This window comes from Microbacterium maritypicum, assembly GCF_041529975.1.
GTDB lineage: Bacteria > Actinomycetota > Actinomycetes > Actinomycetales > Microbacteriaceae > Microbacterium.
The window spans coordinates 870,241-887,207 of the sequence record NZ_CP168030.1 but is presented as its reverse complement, the minus strand read 5'-3'; the positions used below and the strand labels follow the sequence as shown (position 1 = coordinate 887,207).

Annotated in this window: 19 protein-coding genes; 5 read left to right on the top strand and 14 right to left on the bottom strand. The window is 70.1% G+C overall.

All coding sequences use genetic code 11. The annotated features are described in order from the left end of the window. The first annotated feature begins 4 nt into the window (after positions 1-4). The 3 genes from ACCO44_RS04280 (at position 5) to ACCO44_RS04270 (ending at position 2,065) form a co-directional block, all read left to right on the top strand. On the top strand, positions 5-865 hold the full coding sequence (locus ACCO44_RS04280) for a spermidine synthase (RefSeq protein WP_372468552.1): 861 nt from the start codon (positions 5-7) through the stop codon (positions 863-865). Positions 866-1,001: 136 nt separating this feature from the next. Next, positions 1,002-1,529, top strand: a complete 528-nt coding sequence (locus tag ACCO44_RS04275) for a hypothetical protein (RefSeq protein WP_029261824.1) — start codon at positions 1,002-1,004, stop codon at positions 1,527-1,529. Positions 1,530-1,576: 47 nt separating this feature from the next. After that, entirely contained in the window at positions 1,577-2,065 is a 489-nt protein-coding gene (locus ACCO44_RS04270; protein WP_372468550.1) for a SprT-like domain-containing protein, read from the top strand. A gap of 7 nt (positions 2,066-2,072) precedes the next feature. On the opposite strand, the gene ACCO44_RS04265 is transcribed toward ACCO44_RS04270, so the two are convergent. From ACCO44_RS04265 to ACCO44_RS04210, 12 genes are all read right to left on the bottom strand, one after another. Continuing rightward, positions 2,073-2,495: a DUF3054 domain-containing protein gene (locus ACCO44_RS04265; RefSeq protein WP_372468548.1), complete on the bottom strand. Its 423-nt coding sequence runs from the start codon at positions 2,493-2,495 to the stop codon at positions 2,073-2,075. Positions 2,496-2,554: 59 nt separating this feature from the next. Next, positions 2,555-3,214, bottom strand: coding sequence for a 2-phosphosulfolactate phosphatase (locus ACCO44_RS04260; protein WP_372468546.1), 660 nt, complete (start codon positions 3,212-3,214; stop codon positions 2,555-2,557). A gap of 18 nt (positions 3,215-3,232) precedes the next feature. Beyond that, complete coding sequence (locus ACCO44_RS04255) at positions 3,233-4,693, bottom strand: FtsX-like permease family protein (protein WP_372468544.1); 1,461 nt, start codon at positions 4,691-4,693, stop codon at positions 3,233-3,235. After that, positions 4,690-5,451, bottom strand: a complete 762-nt coding sequence (locus ACCO44_RS04250) for an ABC transporter ATP-binding protein (protein ID WP_372468542.1) — start codon at positions 5,449-5,451, stop codon at positions 4,690-4,692. The genes ACCO44_RS04255 and ACCO44_RS04250 overlap by 4 nt, the downstream gene beginning before the upstream one ends. A gap of 107 nt (positions 5,452-5,558) precedes the next feature. Continuing rightward, positions 5,559-6,194 (bottom strand): response regulator transcription factor, encoded by a 636-nt coding sequence (locus ACCO44_RS04245; RefSeq protein ID WP_105712370.1) that lies wholly within the window; start codon positions 6,192-6,194, stop codon positions 5,559-5,561. Then, entirely contained in the window at positions 6,191-7,369 is a 1,179-nt protein-coding gene (locus ACCO44_RS04240; protein ID WP_372468540.1) for a sensor histidine kinase, read from the bottom strand. The genes ACCO44_RS04245 and ACCO44_RS04240 overlap by 4 nt, the downstream gene beginning before the upstream one ends. Before the next feature lie 62 nt (positions 7,370-7,431). Then, complete coding sequence (locus tag ACCO44_RS04235; RefSeq protein WP_372468538.1) at positions 7,432-8,223, bottom strand: class I SAM-dependent methyltransferase; 792 nt, start codon at positions 8,221-8,223, stop codon at positions 7,432-7,434. Between the two features lie 5 nt (positions 8,224-8,228). Further along, the gene (locus ACCO44_RS04230; RefSeq protein ID WP_372468536.1) at positions 8,229-9,305 is read right to left on the bottom strand and encodes a hypothetical protein; all 1,077 of its coding nucleotides are present in this window, start codon (positions 9,303-9,305) and stop codon (positions 8,229-8,231) included. Between the two features lie 23 nt (positions 9,306-9,328). Beyond that, complete coding sequence (locus ACCO44_RS04225; protein WP_372468535.1) at positions 9,329-10,483, bottom strand: AMP-binding protein; 1,155 nt, start codon at positions 10,481-10,483, stop codon at positions 9,329-9,331. Positions 10,484-10,496: 13 nt separating this feature from the next. Next, positions 10,497-11,417: a 1,4-dihydroxy-2-naphthoyl-CoA synthase gene (locus ACCO44_RS04220; RefSeq protein ID WP_372468533.1), complete on the bottom strand. Its 921-nt coding sequence runs from the start codon at positions 11,415-11,417 to the stop codon at positions 10,497-10,499. Between the two features lie 84 nt (positions 11,418-11,501). Further along, positions 11,502-12,497, bottom strand: a complete 996-nt coding sequence (locus ACCO44_RS04215; RefSeq protein ID WP_372468531.1) for a permease prefix domain 1-containing protein — start codon at positions 12,495-12,497, stop codon at positions 11,502-11,504. 1 nt (position 12,498) lies between these two features. After that, positions 12,499-12,831: a PadR family transcriptional regulator gene (locus ACCO44_RS04210; protein ID WP_029259789.1), complete on the bottom strand. Its 333-nt coding sequence runs from the start codon at positions 12,829-12,831 to the stop codon at positions 12,499-12,501. 238 nt (positions 12,832-13,069) lie between these two features. On the opposite strand from ACCO44_RS04210, the gene ACCO44_RS04205 reads away from it, so the two are divergent. Next, positions 13,070-14,053: an o-succinylbenzoate synthase gene (locus tag ACCO44_RS04205; protein WP_372468530.1), complete on the top strand. Its 984-nt coding sequence runs from the start codon at positions 13,070-13,072 to the stop codon at positions 14,051-14,053. A gap of 36 nt (positions 14,054-14,089) precedes the next feature. On the opposite strand, the gene ACCO44_RS04200 is transcribed toward ACCO44_RS04205, so the two are convergent. Then, positions 14,090-14,716: a helix-turn-helix domain-containing protein gene (locus ACCO44_RS04200; RefSeq protein ID WP_372468528.1), complete on the bottom strand. Its 627-nt coding sequence runs from the start codon at positions 14,714-14,716 to the stop codon at positions 14,090-14,092. A gap of 78 nt (positions 14,717-14,794) precedes the next feature. On the opposite strand from ACCO44_RS04200, the gene ACCO44_RS04195 reads away from it, so the two are divergent. Next, positions 14,795-16,234 (top strand): MFS transporter, encoded by a 1,440-nt coding sequence (locus ACCO44_RS04195; protein ID WP_146114836.1) that lies wholly within the window; start codon positions 14,795-14,797, stop codon positions 16,232-16,234. Here ACCO44_RS04195 and ACCO44_RS04190 read toward each other — a convergent pair. After that, on the bottom strand, positions 16,221-16,844 hold the full coding sequence (locus tag ACCO44_RS04190) for a TetR/AcrR family transcriptional regulator (protein WP_029263884.1): 624 nt from the start codon (positions 16,842-16,844) through the stop codon (positions 16,221-16,223). The genes ACCO44_RS04195 and ACCO44_RS04190 overlap by 14 nt on opposite strands. Positions 16,845-16,967 lie beyond the last annotated feature (123 nt).

The following is a 16,967-nucleotide window of genomic DNA, read 5'->3' as shown; positions in this document are numbered from 1 at the left end:
GGCCATGGGCCGGAACCGATCGCGCGACGTCGAGCACCCGCAGGTCCGCCTCGACCACGGGGGCATCGCCAGCATCGTGCCGTCGGAGTTCACCAGCGGGTTCGAACTCATCGTCGACGACACCCCGCAGTCGCACGTCGACCTCGATGACCCCACACACCTGCATTTCGAGTACATCGTGCGCATGGGCGCGGTGATCGATCAGCTCGCGCCCGGGCCTCTCACCGCCGTGCACCTCGGCGCCGGCGCGCTCACGATCCCCCGCTACATCGACGCCACCCGCCCCGGCTCCCGCCAGCAGGTCATCGAACTCGAAGCGCCGCTCGCCCAGCTGGTCCGCGAACATCTGCCGCTGCCGAAGGGCGCCGCCATCCGCATCCGCATCGGTGATGCACGGGAGGGAGTGGGTCGGCTTCCGGGCGCCCTGCAGGCGAGCTGCGACCTCGTGGTCTCGGATGTGTACTCCGGAGCGCAGACGCCCGCCCACCTCACGAGCGTCGAGTTCTACCGCGAGCTCTCCGGCCTGCTCGCTCCCGGCGGCGTGCTGCTCGTGAACGTCGCGGACGGCCCGGGCCTCGCGTTCGCCCGCAGGCAGGCCGCGACGATCGCCGAAGTGCTGCCCGAGATCGGCATCCTCGCCGACACGCAGGTGCTCAAGGGACGTCGGTTCGGAAACCTCGTGATCGCGGCATCCGCTTCTCCCCTGCCGACCGAGTGGCTGCCGCGGATGCTGGCGGCCGGCCCGCACCCGGCGAAGATCGCGCAGGGGGCCGAGGCCGAGGCCTTCTTGCAGGGGGCGCGGATCGTCACGGATGCCGATGCCGTCGCGTCGCCTCGCCCCGACGCCTCACTCTTCCTCCGCTGACCTCGACCGGATCGATCGGGTGTGCCCCGGCCGCGCCGCGGTATGTCACGGGTCGGATGCGCCGACCAGGGCGCGCCGCCCCGACGAGCGCTCGACCGGAAGGCAGACTGGACGGGGACGCTGCGGAAGGAGAGCAATGAGTTTCATCCGGGGATACGACCAGGAGACGCTCCGCGAAAAGGTCGATCTCGACGAGTGCGCGACGCGCCTTGCCGAGATCGAGTCGCAGCGCAGCCTGCCCGCACTGCTCGAGCGGGTGTGGCTGCTGAAGGTGCTCGACCGCCTGGACGAAGCGCTCGTGCTGGCCGACGAGACCGTGCGCCAGGCGCGCATGGCCGGCACCCGCAAGGACGTGCTGCGCGCTCGAGTGCTGCACGCCACGATCCTGCAGTATCGGGGGGCACACGCCGCTGCCGAGCAAGAGCTGGCGACCTGCGCGACCGAGGCCGAAGGCCAGCGCTGGCTGTCGATCGCGGCATTCGCGTACCAGCACCACGGCAAGAACGCTTATGAGGCCGGCGACTACGAGACGGCGCGAGAGAGCTTCAAGCAGTCGCTGTTCCTGCGACGCGAGTCCGGCGCAGAGGACCGCGAACTCGAGACCGTGCTGCTCGCGATCGAGGCCGCCGAGCGCCGCCGCCCCTCGCAGCTCGTCGCGGGCTGAGCATGCCCTGCGACCACGATGTCGGTCGCAGGGCATAATCTGGGCGCATGGCGGAACTCGACCGTGTGCGCGTCTGGGGCGAAGCACTGATCACGCTGCATCTCGACGACAGCTGGACCTTCGGCTTCGACCATGCCAAGCGCCGGGCCGGGCAATGCGACTACACGAAGAAGCGCATCACGGTCTCGCGCTATCTCGCCGCCCGCTTCGAAGACGACGAGATCCACCAGGTGCTGCTGCATGAGGTCGCGCATGCACTCGCCGGACATGCGGCTGCACACGGACCGGCATGGAAACGCGTGGCGAAAGAACTCGGCTACGTCGGCGGCACGACCCATCACGGGGAGACCGCTGTCGAGCTCGCGCCGTGGGTGGGAAGCTGCCCTGCCGGCCACGTGACCTACCGGCATCGGCGGCCGACGAGGGCGACCTCGTGCGCACGCTGCTCACGCACGTTCGACGCCAGACACGTCTTCGCATGGACCCGCCGCGAGATCCCGTCCGACGTGCGTCTCGCCGCTCAGATGCCCCGCTGACCGCGGCTCAGCGCGGCAGGTCGTCGGGGTACTCGTCCTCGAGCGGGACGGAATCTGCCTGCGCCTCCGCGGCAGCGCGGCGTCGACGCAGCAGCGCGGTGATCGCCCGCCAGCCGACGAGGAACACCCCGAGCACGATCGTGGCCACGATGATGAACGGCGCCTCGGCGGTGTCGCCGCTGAGCACGCGGATGAGCATGCCTCCGGCGACCGTCACGACCCAGACCACCGTGCCCCACAGCACCGACCACGGCCGACGCGGCCTGCCGGGGAGCAGTGCCGCGAGCACATGACCGACCGCGAGAGCGATCAGGAACGGCCAGGCGGTGAGCAGGAACCCCGCCGGATTCTCATCGTGCGAGGCACGACCGATCGCGGCGAAGACGAGCACGAGCACGATGTCGACGATGACGGCGGGGAGGTACCTCATGCCACGACCCTACGTCGCGCCGGCCGAACCATCGTCTCCCGCGCGGCGTCGGGCGGAGATCACTCGAACCGAGTGAACAACCCCTCGCGCAAGACGGGGACGACGTCGACCGCGTCGAGCACGGCGGCATCCGTCGTCGATGTCGGCGTCAGGCCGGATGCGTCGATACGAGCGGTGGAGGCCACGCCATCGGCGAGCTCGCGCCCCGACCCGCTCGCGCCGATCATGTGCCGCAGCGCACCGCGGAGCGCGCGGAAGCCCTCGGCGGCGACCGCCGCATCCGGCGACGTGTGATCGATGCCCCGATCCGAGAGCGCCAGGATGACGGCCCCCGCGCCGAGCTGATCCTCGACCGCGAACCGCAGCACACCCCCGGCATCGACCTCTCCTGCGGCGATGACCGCCACCGAGGTGCGCGCCTGTCGACGCTCCTGCACGGTCTGCACCGCGCGGGCGACAGCCGAGGCGTTGCGGATGCCGCCGACGAGGACGGTCGCCTCCGGGGAGGCCGCGGCGGCGACGGCGGCGCCATTCCGCGACCATCCCTCGGCCTCGGCCAGAACCACCTCGGTGTCGGCGACTGCGGCATCGATCACGGTGGACGAGAATCGCAGGACATCCACGACCACGACGATGTCGGCGGGTGCGAGACGGGCGAGACCCGCCGTGCCCCAGTCGAGACGGACCTGATACGTGGACTGATCGAACGGCGACGGCATCCGACAAGCCTAGAGCCGTCAGTCGGCCGCGAGTGCTTCGACCGGCGCCACCCGAGTGGCCAGTCGCGTGGGTGTGGCAGCAGCGACCAGCGTGAGCACCGCCGTGGCGACGACGATGATGGCGACGGGGATCCACGGGATCTGCGGGGCCACGAGCCCGGCTGGAGTGAACTCCGGCAAGGTCGGAACCGAGCCGAGCAGCGACTGTGCCGCGATCCACCCATACGTGACGCCCAGCACGAGACCGGTCAGCGTCGCGGCCACCGTGATGTGCGTGGCCTCGAGCAGCACCATGCGACGCACCTGACGGTTCGACAGCCCGATCGAGCGCAGCAGTCCGAGCTCGCGGCGACGCTGCACCACGCCGATCGTGAGCAGGTTGACGAGGCCGACGGCCGCGATGACCGCGGAGACGGCCACCAGTACCATCATGATCGCGGCGAACGCGTCGAACGGGGCGAAGAACTCCTCGGGGATCTCGCCGGTCACCTGACTCATCATCAGACGTTTCGCGGACTCGAGCGCGACCGCGAACATCGTCACCAGCGTCACGCCCATCACCACGCCGATCGCCATGCGGGACGACCGCTCCGGATAGCGCAGCGCGTTCTCGGCGGCGAGGCGCGCGGTCGCGCTCGAGCCGAACATCCGGCCCACCAGGCGCAGCACCGGCGGCATGAACAGCACGGACCCGAGAGCGAGCCCGGTGAAGGAGAGCACACCGCCGAAGAAGGCGATGACGACGCCGAGCGGAGTCAGAAGTCCGACGACCACGCCCGCGGCGAGGAGCACGGCTCCGGTGATCAGCAGGATCCAGGCGCCGACGTGCCGTCCGGCCTTGCCCGATACCTCGTCGTGGGTCCGCTCGACGGAGCCGCCCAGTGCCTGCAGCGGGGTCACCGAGAGCACCCGCCGGGAACCGGCCCAGGCGGCTGCCCAAGTCGTGAGTGCGACACCGATCGCGGGCAGGGCGACGAACGGCTGTGCGAGCGAGAAGGACGCCGGGGTGTTCTCGATCAGCTGCGTCCCGATCTGCACACCGATCAACGCCAGCACGAGCCCGGCGAGTAGGCCGATCACGGCGCCGAGGACACCGACGACGAGACCCTGTCGTCCGACCTGAGCCCGCTGCGAGCGCGCGGTCGCCCCGATCAGACGCATGAGCGCGATCTGCCGCGTGCGTCCGGCGATGATCGTGGAGAAGGTGTTCGCCGTGACGATCGCGGCCACGTACATCGCGACCACGGTGAGCAGCACCGACAGCAGCGCGACCACGAACGCGAGCGTCTCACTGTCTCCGATGAACGGGTCTGCCTGCAGGACAGCGCCGATGTATGCCGTGATCTCTACGAGGAGCACACCGAACGCGGCCGAGAGCGCGGCGACGAGGATGCTGGCGCCCATGCCCCGGTCGCGCAGCCAGGCCAGTCGAGGACCTGTCGCCCGCGTCTCGGGGACGACCGTGGCGACGGCGGTCATGCCGCCACCTCGGCAGCGAGCATGTAGGCGGAGATCTCCTCCGCGGTCTGGCGCGGGTGGTCGGCGACGATCCGGCCGTCGCCGAGGTAGAGCACGCGGTCGGCATGGCTCGCCGCGATCGCGTCGTGCGTCACCATCGCGATGGACTGCCCGTGCTCGCGGCTCGCGGTGGCGAGCAGACGCAGCACCTCGCGCCCGGTCTGGGAGTCGAGGTTGCCGGTGGGCTCATCCGCGAACACCAGGTCGGGGGCGGTGGCGAGGGCGCGGGCGATGGCCACACGCTGCTGCTGTCCGCCCGACAGTTGATGCGGGCGGTGGTTGAGGCGCGAGCCGAGTCCGAGCGTCTCGATCAGTCCGTCGATGCGCGCCCGCTCGATCGCGCTCGGCCGACGGCCGTCGAGCTCGAACGGGAGCATGATGTTCCCCAACGCGTCGAGAGTGGGCACCAGGTTGAACGCCTGGAAGATGAAGCCGACGCGGCGGCGGCGCAGGATCGTCAGGTCGATGTCGCCGAGGCCGGTGATCTCGGTGTCCCCGATCCACGCGCGCCCCTCCGTCGGGCTGTCGAGCCCCGCCATGATGTGCATCAGCGTGGACTTGCCGGAACCGGAGGGGCCCATGATCGCGGTGAACTGTCCGCGACGGATGCCGACGCTGACGTCATCGAGCGCACGGACGGTGCCTTCGCCCGAGCCGTAGGTCTTCTTCAGGTGCTGGACGCGGGCGGCGAGCCCCAGGTCGGTGGTCGTGATCTCCATGCCTTCGACGCTATTTCCGCGGCCCCGCGCCGGTCATCGCCCGGCCGGAGCATCCGCGTACATCGCAGGGATGATCCGCACTCGGCCCTTCCCCGGTCGATCGGCGGTCAGGCGAGGCCGTGCTCGAAGGCGAATACGACCAGCTGCACCCGGTCGCGAAGCGCGAGCTTCGTGAGGATCCGGCTGATGTGCGTCTTCACGGTCGCCTCACTCAGGTATTCCCGGCCCGCGATCTCGGCATTCGACAGGCCACGAGCCGCGAGCGCGAAGATCTCCTTCTCCCGGTCGGTGAGGGTGGTGTACTGCGGCGGGACGGGCTTGGGCGCCTCGGCGAAGTGCGCGAACAGGTCGCGCGTCGCCGAGGCGGCGATCACACTCGACCCGGAATGCACGGTGCGGATCGCGGCGAGCAGGAACTCCGGATCGGCGTCCTTCAGGAGGAATCCGCTGGCCCCCTGCCGGATCGCTCGGGCCGCAGCCTCGTCGAGGTCGAACGTCGTGAGCATGACGATGCGGGGAGGCTCCGGCCGGGTGAGGATCTCGGCGGTCGCCGTGAGTCCGTCCATGACCGGCATCCGGATGTCCATCAGCACCACGTCGGGCCGCGTGGCACGGACGACGTCGAGTGCCTCCTGTCCGTTGCCGGCTTCGCCGACCACCTCCAGGTCGGGTTGCGAGGCGACGAGCATCCGGATGCCGGCGCGGAACAGCGCCTGGTCGTCGACGAGCACGACTCTGATCATTCGGAAGCTCCGATCGGAAGCGAGGCGTGGACCACGAACTGTGCCCCCCGATGCTCGGCTTGCAGACTACCGCCGACGAGCTGCGCCCGCTCGCGCATGCCGATGACGCCGTGCCCACCGGGCCCGACCGTCGTCTCCCGCGGCACCGTGTTCCGCACGTCGATGTCGACCCGATCGGGAAACCACGCCAGGTGCACGTCGACCGCACCGTCGCCATGGCGGATCGCGTTCGTCAGCGCCTCCTGGAGGATGCGATACACGGCGAGCTGGATCGCCCCCGGTGGTTCCCCCGGAGGCATCGGGTCGACGGTGACACGCGGCTCGATCCCCGCCTGCCTCACCTGCGCGAACAGCGCTTCGAGGTCGGCGAGCGTGGGCTGCGGGCCGTCTCCCTGCCGGTGCCGAAGCTGGGTGAGCAGCATCCGCACGTCGCTCAACGCCCCACGGGCGGTCTGTGCGATCGTGCCGAGCGCCTCCGTCGCCATCTCGGGTTTCGCCGCTGCCGCGTAGCGCGCACCGTCGGCCTGCGCGATCACGACGGCGAGAGAGTGGGCGACGATGTCGTGCATGTCGCGGGCGATGCGTACCCGCTCCTGCTCCTCGACCGCGAGCGATTCGGCCTGCAGCTGCGCGGCACGGGTCCGACGTGCACGCAGCACGACCCGCCACAGCAGCCCGCACACCCACGCGAATCCGAGCGCCATGACGGAGACGATGAGCAGCAGGGTGCCGGTCGTGACCTTCTCCCAGCCGGTACCCGTCCCGAAGGCGACGCCGTTCACGATGACCATGTACACCGCCGCGACGATGCCGCCGAACAGCGCGGAGGCGAACCCCCACCAGAGCACCCGCCTCGTGCCCCACGCCGCCGTGGCGTAGAGCACGAGCAGGATGGCGAAGTCGATCGGCAGCGGGCCGAACCCGGCGATCATCTGGAGGATCGCCCCGGCCCAGGCGGCGACCAGTGACCAACCCGGCGCAAGTCGTCCGATCGCGACACCGCCGAACATCAGCACCGCCGCGAAGACGACCGCCACGACGGACACGCCGCCGATCGCCGTGTTCCCGGTCCCCGGCCCATAGAACACGAGAGACATCGGCATCAGCACGAGGAAGAGCAGCGCCGCCCCGACGATGTCGAGGGTCAGCGCCATGCGGGAGAGCGGGCGGATCACTCCCCCACGCTACGCGAGCGCACCGCACGGACACATCCGCCCGTGGATGTATCCGTGCAGTGTCAGACGCGCGCGAGGATCTCGCCGTGCGGCACGAGGAACCAGCCGTCGCCGTCGTCGGCCCAGCGCTTCCAGGCATCGCTGATCTCCTGCAGATGCGCCGGAGTCGCCATGTCGCTGTCCACCAGCTGCCGCGCGAGCGCGGACTCGAGGATGCGGTCGGCCCACATCCCGCCCCACCAGGCACGCTCCGCAGGCGACGCGTAGCACCAGGTGGATGCCGTCGCCGTGACGTCGTCGAAGCCCGCGGCGCGCGCCCAGGAGAGCAGCCGACGACCCGCATCGGGTTCACCGCCGTTCGCACGCGCCGCCGCCTGGTACAGGGCGAGCCACCGATCGAGTTCGGGCAGGACCGGGAACCAGATGAAGCCCGAGTAGTCGGCATCGCGCGCGGCGACGATCCCGCCGGGTACGGTTACGCGGCGCATCTCGCGAAGCGCCTGCACCGGGTCGCCGACATGCTGCAGCACCTGGTGCGCGTGCACGACGTCGAACGAGTCGTCGGCGAAGCTCAGCGCGTGCACATCCTCGACCGAGAAGTCGAGGTTGGCCAGGCCGCGTTCCTCGGCGAGGCCGCGCGACAGCGACAGCGCGTTCTCGTCGATCTCCGTCGCGGTGACGTGGGCGACGACGCCGGCGAAGTCGACGGTGATGGTACCGGGGCCGGCCCCGACGTCGAGGAGTCGGGTCCCGGACGTGAGGTGGGGGCGGAGGTAAGCAGCGGAGTTCCCGATGTCGCGCACGTTGTGCGAGCGGAGGACTGATTCGTGGTGTCCGTGCGTGTACGAGGCCATGCGTTTCAGTGTGGCAGAGCGCTCAGACCGGCCCGCTTCGCCACCTCGTCGACCACCGGCTGCGTCGAGGACATCGGTGTGCCGATGAGGATCTCTCCGATGCGCAACGACGATGCCCGCTGACGGGCTCCGGTCGCGATGATCCTCTCGATCGCGTCGGCGGACGCACCGTACAGGTCGTCCCCGGCGAGAGATGCGCCGTCGGCTCCTTCCGCCCTCCGGACAGCGTGGCCGCGGCGCGTGCGATCGTCGGCATCGAGTCGGAAGAACCGGACGTCCGCTCGCGGGAAAGCCGCGCGTACGTCTTTCGGCGAGACCTCGAACGGTGCGACGACGATCAGCGCCTTCGCCCCGACCTCGGCGAACACCGTCTGCACCACCGCTGCGGCCTCTGCTCCGTTCACAGCATCCGCATTCCACGAGAAGCTCAACTGCGCGACGTCAACGAACCCCGTGCGCTCGCCCGCAACCCATTGCCTGCGAGCCAGCTCCCAGCCGACGCGCGAGGCACCGGCGCACCTCGGACCCGTGATCCAGATGACCCGACCCGTCGCATGCTCTTCGGGGAATACGACATCGGATGCCACCTCCGCCCCGCCTGCCGGCCGGGCGATCACTGCCTGCACCGTCTCCTCGATGGTCGAGTGCGCCGTGTCCAGTCGTTCCCATGCGGGGTGCACCGCGCTCGCCTCCTCGGTGCCGGCGGCGAGTGCGGCATCGACCTGTTCGCGCTCCCACCTCCGGGGAGCCAATCGTCTCCGCCTCGTCTCCTCATCCGCATCCAGCCACAGGGACGACGTCGGGAACCCGCTCGCCGGCGGCGGCTGCGACGGATCGGCGACTCCGGACACCACGAGACGTTCGACACCCGCGTCGCGGAACCGCACGGCGAGCCGGGCGAGTGCGGTCTCCTTCAGCGCCCACCGGTCGGGGTCGTCGGACGGCGCGGGGTAGCACATGCCGAGCTGATCGATGTCGACATACCCGGTCGGCACACCGTCCGACGCGAGACGCTCGGCGACAGCCCACGCGACGGCGCTCTTCCCCACCCCCGGCACTCCCGCCAGCCGCAGCACATCCATGCGACCCAGTCTGGCAGCGGCGATCAGCGCAGGTCGGCGACGGCCCGCCGGATCGCCTCACGGTCGGGCTTGCCGGAGAGCAGGACATCCATCTCGTCGACCAGGATCAGACGGGAGGGACGCGCGTGCTTGCCGAGCTCTTCCGCGACAGCCTCACGGGCCTGCGCGAGCTGCTCGGACTCGCTGCGCCGCAGCACCTCGCCACGCGCCGCGACGATCACCGATGCCTCCCCCCAGCGCTCATCCTCCACGCCGACCACGACAGCCTCGTGCAGCCCCGGGACACGCCGGACGATCCGCTCCACCCGATCGAGGGAGATGTTGATGCCGCCCGACACGATCACGTTGTCGGCCCTCCCGTGCACCCGCACGATCCCGTCTTCCACCAGACCGAGGTCGCCTGTGCGATACCAGCGGATGCCGTGCTCGTCCCGCACGAAGGTGCGCGTCGTCAACGAGGCGTCACCGAGATAACCCTCGGCGAGCATGGGCCCCGCGATGCGCAGCTCCCCGTCGACCGTGCGAACGCCGACCGTGTCGAGCGGCACGCCGTCGTACACACAGCCACCGCTGGTCTCGGTGGAGCCGTATGTTCGGACCACCCGCACGCCCAGGTCGGCCGCACGCTCGCGAAGCGGCTCCGGCAGCGACTGTCCGCCCACCAGGATCGCCCGGTACGCCGTCAGCGCAGCACGCACGGCCGTGTCGTCGGCGGCCTCGAGCAGCGTCGCGATCTGCGCAGGGACGAGCGAGGTGTACAGCTCGGGAATCCCCGCCCCCGCCGAGGGACGCAGCATCGCCAGTGTCGCATCGGCGAAGGACGCAGGCGAGAACCGGCCGTCGAGCACGGCCGGCCGGGTTCCCGCGACGATAGAGCGCACCATCACCTGGAGCCCTGCCACGTAGCCGGCCGGCAGAGCAAGCAGCCAGCGGCCGCTCCCGATCCTCGCCGCCGTCGCCTCGGCACTCGCGCGCAGCGCCTCACCGCTCAGCGCGACCCGCTTCGGTATGCCGCTCGACCCCGAGGTCGCGATCACCGCCGCGATGCCGTCCGCCACGTTCTCGGGCGCACCGGCCACCATGCCGAGCCCCAGCGCCGGTCCGCCCTCGAGCGCGCGCTGCAAGGCCTCCCGCAGCAGATCCGGATCTTCGGCGTCCGTGGTGGTCAGGGCGGTCATGCGGGTCTCCGGCTCAGTAGTGCCAGGGGAACGACGACCAGTCGGCGTCGCGCTTCTCGAGGAAGGAGTCGCGACCTTCGACGGCCTCGTCGGTTCCGTAGGCCAGACGGGTCGCCTCGCCGGCGAAGACCTGCTGTCCGACCAGACCGTCGTCGACCGCGTTGAAGGCGAACTTCAGCATGCGGATCGCGGTGGGCGACTTCGTGAGCACGGTGCGCGCCATCTTCAGGGCCTCGCGCTCGAGATCGGCGTGCGGTACCACGCGGTTCACGGCGCCGGCCTCGTAGGCACGCTGTGCGGAATATTCCTCGGCCAGGAAGAACACCTCGCGGGCGAACTTCTGCCCGGTCTGCCGTGCCATGTACGCCGAACCGTACCCGGCGTCGAAGCTGCCCACGTCGGCATCCGTCTGCTTGAACCGGGCTTCTTCGGCCGAAGCGATCGTGAGGTCGCACACCACGTGCAGCGAGTGCCCGCCGCCGGCAGCCCACCCGGGCACGACCGCGATGACGACCTTGGGCATGAAGCGGATGAGCCGCTGCACCTCGAGGATGTGCAGGCGGCCGACAGCCGCGCGGCTCGCACCGTCGACGATCGCCGTCTCCGCATCGGAGTACTTGTAGCCGTCGCGACCGCGGATGCGCTGGTCCCCACCCGAGCAGAACGCCCAGCCGCCGTCCTTCGGGCTCGGGCCGTTTCCGGTCAGCAGCACCGCTCCGATGTGCGCATCCTGCCGGGCGATGTCGAGCGCACGGTAGAGCTCGTCGACGGTGTGCGGGCGGAAGGCGTTGCGCACCTCCGGACGGTCGAAGGCGATGCGCGCGACCCCGCCGTCGTTCGACACGTGGGCGGTGATGTCGGTGTAGTCCTCGGCGCCGGGCGCGAGCACCCATTCGGCCGGGTCGAACAGATCGGAGACGAATGCGCTGGTCACGGCATCCACCCTATTCCTCGCCCGCCCCCGCCAACGGAGGAAGCGCCGCCCCGAGCGGGACGGCGCTTCCTCGATCGCGCGTGGTCAGCGACGACGAGCGCGGACCGTCTTGATCCAGCCGTCGACGATGTCCCAGCCGACGCCGAGCGCGATACCGAATCCCAGCAGCACGGCGAGGATGCGGAACACCCCGCCCTCGTCGGCCGATTCCGCCTGTCCGGCCGCGAAGCCCTCCCCGCCGGCCGCCGTGATCTGCGCGAGGAACTCCGGATTCACCAGGTCTCCGGTCAGCAGCGGGACGAGCACCCAGGCGAGGAACGCCAGGGCGAGGATCGTGTTCGTCACGGCCAGCCCCGTGGTCCAGCGGCCCCTGCGGTAGAGCACGACCGCGAACACGGCCTCCGCGACGATGAGCAGGAACAGGACCCCGATCCCCCACGGCCACAGTTGCGGGTTCAGGATCGGCAAGGTCTCGCCGTCGACGTGGACGAAGCCGCGGTAGCGATCCCAGAGGAGAGCACCGATCGCGATGCCGAGGAAGACGAGCGACGCGATCAGCTCGCTGCGCCCCACTCCCTTCTCGGTCGGCTCCGGCAGCTGGTCGAGATCCCACTTCTCGATCGCCGTCGTGCTGTTCGAACGCTCGAGGATGACGAAGACGAGCGTGGTCCAGAAGCAGATGTGGAGGATTGCCCCGCCGGTCGCCACGATCGACGTCGAGATGATCTCGCCCACGGGGGCACCGGAGATGGTCTGTCCCAGTGCGACGCCGCCGAGGACGCAGACCGGAACGATCATCAGCAGCAGCTTGAGCAGTCGCCACCAGGTCAGATAGAAGCGCGGGCCGAGGAGGTACAACGGGCGATCCGCGTACCCCGCGGCCAGGACCCCGGGGTCGCCGAGCTCGGTGAGGACGGCGCGTTCGGCGTCTTCCGGCGCCTCCCCCTGCTCGAGCCTCGCCTCGATCGCGTCGGCGATGGAGGCTTCGAGCTCGGCGCGGACGTCGTCCTGTGCCTCGGGCCGGAGACTGCGGATCGTCGCGCTGATGTAGCGCTCGGTGAGTGTGGCTGTGGTGGTCATGTCAGTTCTCCTCTGCGGTGAGGGAGGCGATCGCCGTGGTGAGCGACCGCCATTCGTCGGTGAGGGTGTCGGCGAGGCGGATGCCGGCATCCGAGGTGCGGTAGAACTTGCGGGGCCGGGCCTCGTCGGTGTTCCACTCGCTCGTGAGGTACTCCTGCTTCTCGAGTCGTCGCAGCAGCGGGTACAGCGTGTTCGCGTCGGTCGCGAAGCCTCGCTGTTCAAGCTGCTCGAGCAGCGAGTATCCGTATCCCGGCGTGCGCAGCAGCTGCAGGCAGGCCAGCACCACCGTGCCGCGGCGCAGCTCCTGCAGGTGCGTGTCGAGCGTCTCGTTCATGTCGATCACATTACTGTGCGCCACACACCATTGTCAATCACACATTTATGCCTGACCTACCCCCGCCCCCTCGGGATAGCCGAGCGCACGGCTTCTCGTCGAGCGCACGGCTTCGTCGCGTTTACACGCCGTGCGCTCGGCAGCAAGCCGTGCGCTCGGGGGCGAGGCGGGGCGGGCCGGGGCGACTCACCCGGGGGACGAGCGGCGCGGCGGGGCTTCCACGGAGCAGAATGGGCACATGATCCCGCCGCTCGCAGACCTGATCGACTCGGCCAGGGTCGTCGCCCTCCCGATGCACAGCCGCTTCCGCGGCGTCGAGGTGCGGGAGGCGCTCCTCTTCGAGGGCCCGCGGGGATGGGCGGAGTTCTCGCCGTTCGTGGAGTACGAGGATGCGGAGGCCGCGACCTGGCTCGCCGCCGCGATCGACTTCGCGTGGCGCGAGCAGCCGGCGCCACTGCGCGACCGGATCGGCGTGAACGCGACGATCCCCGCGGTGGATGCCGCCCGCGTCGCCGAGGTGCTGGACCGGTTCCCCGGATGCCGCACCGCCAAGGTCAAGGTCGCCGAACCGGGTCAGAACCTCGCCGACGACGTGGCGCGAGTCCGCGCCGTGCGTGAGGCGATGGGACCGGAGGGACGCATCCGCGTGGATGCCAACGGCGCCTGGAACGTCGACGAGGCCGAGCACGCCGTCCACGCCCTGGGCGAGTACGACCTGGAGTACGTGGAGCAGCCCTGCGCGACAGTGCCGGAGCTCGCGGATCTGCGCAAGCGGGTCAAGTACATGGGCATCCCTGTGGCCGCCGACGAGAGCGTGCGCAAGTCCTCCGACCCGCTCGCCGTCGCCCGCGCCGGTGCAGCCGATCTGCTCGTCATCAAGGCGCAGCCGCTCGGCGGCATCACCCACGCGCTGCAGATCGTCACCGCAGCGGGGCTCCCGGTCGTGGTCTCGAGTGCTCTCGACACCGCGATCGGCCTGTCCCAGGGCGCCGCACTCGCCGCAGCTCTCCCGACGCTGGATTACGACTGCGGGCTCGGTACCGCGTCGCTCTTCCTCGACGACGTGGCGGACCTGCGTCCCGTCGACGGCTCGATCCCGGTGGGTCGGGTGACGCCGGATGCCGAGGCGCTCAGCCGTCTCGCGGCCTCAGATGAGCGCCGTGAGTGGTGGGTGGCACGGCTCGCCCGCTGCCACTACGAACTGACTTCCCGCGCGAACTGAACCGATCCGGATCGTCGAGCGACACCGCTGCGGAGGTCAGTGCGCCTCCGCGTGCTGACCGAGAACCTCGGCGAGGTGACGCGTCGCCAGATCCGCACTGCGGGGCCCAGGCTCGCCGTCCGCGCCGAAGATCGTGAGGATCTCGGCGTCCTGCTCGCCGTCGGCGCCGAACCAGTGCGGCGTTCGGGTGTCGAACTCCGCGACCTCTCCCGCGTCGAGCATCACGTCGCGGTCGCCGACGATGAGCCGGATGCGGCCGGTGAGCACGTACATCCAGGACGAACCTTCGTGCGCGGTGAGCTTCGGCTCCGACGCCTCCCGCGGCACGATGATCTTCCACGCATGCCTCTCCCCCGGCTGGCGAGTGAGCGCCACCACGGTCCGACCGTTGACGCGTCGCGGGCGTAGTCGCACGCGTGGATCTCCGGTCTCGGGAGCACCGACGATGTCGTCGAGGGAGACCCGATACATCCGCGCGAGGGGCAGCAGCAGCTCCAGGCTCGGCCGCCGCTGACCGGTCTCCAGGCGGGAGAGCGTGCTCTTCGAGATCCCGGTGGCCGTGGCGACCTCGGCGAGCGTCAGCCCTCGGCGAGCGCGCAGCGACTGGAGACGGGGGCCGATCTGTTCCAGTGTCGCGTCGAGCACCGATTCCTGTTCTTCCATGGCTTCATAGGATCACAGGCGTCCCTGTTTCGGCAACACGAGTTGCTGATCGAGCGCTCCGCGATCGATGCTGACGGTATGACGGAGACTTCCACCCCCACACCCCTCCTTCGCGCGGGCACGGCCGGGCTCGCCCTCAGCGTCCTGGTCGCATCGCTGGGGACGAGCGCCGCGAATGTCGCGCTCCCCACGATCGCCGTCGAACTCGACGGCACCTTCGCGCAGGCGCAGTGGGTGGCCCTCGCCTACCTGCTCACGATGACGGCGACGAGCCTCACGGTGGGGCACCTGGGCGATCTGATCGGGCGCCGTCGGGTGCTGCTGCTCGGCATGGGTGTCTTCACGATCGCGGCGGCACTGAGTGCGATCGCGCCGTCGCTGTGGATGCTGATCGCCGCCCGCGCACTGCAGGGCATCGGTGCCGCCGTCATGATGGCACTCCCCCTGGCGCGCGCCCGCGACCTGGTCCCGCCGGATCGTCTCGGCCGCGTCATGGGCCTGCTCGGCACCACGGCCGCGGTGGGGACCGCCTCCGGTCCGGTGCTCGGCGGGCTCCTGATCACGGTGGCCGGTTGGCCGGCGATCTTCGCCGCCATGGTGCCGCTCGGACTCCTCGCCGCAGCCCTGGCGGCGGTGACCGGAGCGGAAGCACGGCAGGCAGGCAGCCCCCGACGCGGCTTCGACCTTCCGGGCATGGTCCTGCTGACGGTGGCGGTCGCCCTCTACACGCTCGGCGTCACCGCACCGGGCGATCAGGCCTCGTGGCCGACGCTGCCCCTCCTCGGCGGAGCGGTCGTCGCCACCGGACTGTTCGTGATGCGCGAGCGTCGCGCGAAACACCCGTTGCTGCCGCCGACCCTGCTCAGGAACCGCCGCGTCTCGCTCGGCGCAGTCCTCAACCTCATCGTGGGCACCGTCATGATGAGCACCCTCGTGGTGGGCCCCTTCTTCCTCGCGGGCGCTCTGCACCTGCCGCCCGCGGCGATCGGCGCCGTCATGGCGGCCGGTCCGCTCGCATCGATCTGCACCGGCGTGCTGGCCGGACGCGCGGTCGACCGGTTCGGCACGCACCGGATGACATCGGTCGGACTCGGCGGCATGCTCCTCGGGGCGCTCGCGCTCGCCCTGCTCCCCGGGTGGTGGGGGCTGCCGGGCTACATCACGGGCACCGTGCTGCTCGCTCCCGGTTACCAGCTGTTCCTCGCCGCCAACAACACCGGCGTTCTGAACTCGACCCCCGCCGACCGTCGCGGTGCGGCCTCGGGCCTCCTGGGACTCTCCCGCAATCTCGGTCTCGTCACCGGTGCCTCCGTGCTCGCCGCGCTTTTCGCGGCAGCATCCGGTTCCGGCGAGATCGCAGCCGCCTCCCCGGACGCGCTGACCTCTGCGTTGCGGACGACGTTCCTCGTGACGGCCGCGCTCCTGGCAGCCGGCGCCCTGCTGTCGCTCGCGCCGAACCGCGCACGATCGAGCGATTCCGCGACCGATGCTCCGGCGACGCGCGCTACGACTCGATGATCAGCTGCACGAGACGGCCGAGCTGCTCGCTGCCCGCCTGGCGCAGCTGCGCGTCGTCCTGGCCGGCCATCGCCCCGCGCACGGTCATGCCCTCCCAGAGGATCATGAGCATGCGTGCCGCGGTCTCGGCCGGCAGGCGCAGCTTCAGCGCGCTCACCGAGACGATGTCGTCGATGATCTGCGCGATGCTCGCGACCATCTCGCTCTCCTGCGCGAGGTACGCCTCGCCGAACTTCGCGTCGCGCAGAGCCCGGATGCGGATCTCGCTCAGCAGCATCACGCCGAGGCGGTCATCGCCGCCGAGCTCCATGATCTGCTGCACGAGCTCGATCGGATCGCACCCTTCCACCAGGGCACCCTCCGCCGTCAGTTCCTCGACGCGGGTGCGCACTCCCCTCACGCGCACGTCGGAGACGCTCGCGGCGAGCATCAGGAACAGCTCGTCCTTGGATTCGAAGTTGGAGTAGAACGCACCGCGGGTGAATCCGGCTCGCTCGCACACGGCCTCGACAGAGGCGCCGTCGAGACCGACCTCGGCGAAGACCTGCGCGGCGGCCTCGAGCAGACGGGCACGCGTGTTCTCACGGCTGCGGGTTGCGGGTGTCGACATCGAAACCTCCTGACCCTTCACTCTCGCACGATTCACACCCGGCACACAGATTCCGATGTGCCGGTCAATTTACGATACATGTATGTATCGGATACACCTGTGTATCCGATCAGTACCCCTCGG

Coding starts and splice junctions, on each gene's coding strand:
- ACCO44_RS04260 (WP_372468546.1), bottom strand. CDS start 3,214: ATGCCGTCGCCGTTCGATCAGTCCACGTATCAGGTCCGTCTCGACTGG.
- ACCO44_RS04280 (WP_372468552.1), top strand. CDS start 5: ATGGGCCGGAACCGATCGCGCGACGTCGAGCACCCGCAGGTCCGCCTC.
- ACCO44_RS04245 (WP_105712370.1), bottom strand. CDS start 6,194: ATGATCAGAGTCGTGCTCGTCGACGACCAGGCGCTGTTCCGCGCCGGC.
- ACCO44_RS04205 (WP_372468530.1), top strand. CDS start 13,070: ATGATCCCGCCGCTCGCAGACCTGATCGACTCGGCCAGGGTCGTCGCC.
- ACCO44_RS04210 (WP_029259789.1), bottom strand. CDS start 12,831: ATGAACGAGACGCTCGACACGCACCTGCAGGAGCTGCGCCGCGGCACG.
- ACCO44_RS04265 (WP_372468548.1), bottom strand. CDS start 2,495: ATGAGGTACCTCCCCGCCGTCATCGTCGACATCGTGCTCGTGCTCGTC.
- ACCO44_RS04215 (WP_372468531.1), bottom strand. CDS start 12,497: ATGACCACCACAGCCACACTCACCGAGCGCTACATCAGCGCGACGATC.
- ACCO44_RS04195 (WP_146114836.1), top strand. CDS start 14,795: ATGACGGAGACTTCCACCCCCACACCCCTCCTTCGCGCGGGCACGGCC.
- ACCO44_RS04190 (WP_029263884.1), bottom strand. CDS start 16,844: ATGTCGACACCCGCAACCCGCAGCCGTGAGAACACGCGTGCCCGTCTG.
- ACCO44_RS04275 (WP_029261824.1), top strand. CDS start 1,002: ATGAGTTTCATCCGGGGATACGACCAGGAGACGCTCCGCGAAAAGGTC.
- ACCO44_RS04230 (WP_372468536.1), bottom strand. CDS start 9,305: ATGGATGTGCTGCGGCTGGCGGGAGTGCCGGGGGTGGGGAAGAGCGCC.
- ACCO44_RS04225 (WP_372468535.1), bottom strand. CDS start 10,483: ATGACCGCCCTGACCACCACGGACGCCGAAGATCCGGATCTGCTGCGG.
- ACCO44_RS04235 (WP_372468538.1), bottom strand. CDS start 8,223: ATGGCCTCGTACACGCACGGACACCACGAATCAGTCCTCCGCTCGCAC.
- ACCO44_RS04270 (WP_372468550.1), top strand. CDS start 1,577: ATGGCGGAACTCGACCGTGTGCGCGTCTGGGGCGAAGCACTGATCACG.
- ACCO44_RS04255 (WP_372468544.1), bottom strand. CDS start 4,693: ATGACCGCCGTCGCCACGGTCGTCCCCGAGACGCGGGCGACAGGTCCT.
- ACCO44_RS04250 (WP_372468542.1), bottom strand. CDS start 5,451: ATGGAGATCACGACCACCGACCTGGGGCTCGCCGCCCGCGTCCAGCAC.
- ACCO44_RS04200 (WP_372468528.1), bottom strand. CDS start 14,716: ATGGAAGAACAGGAATCGGTGCTCGACGCGACACTGGAACAGATCGGC.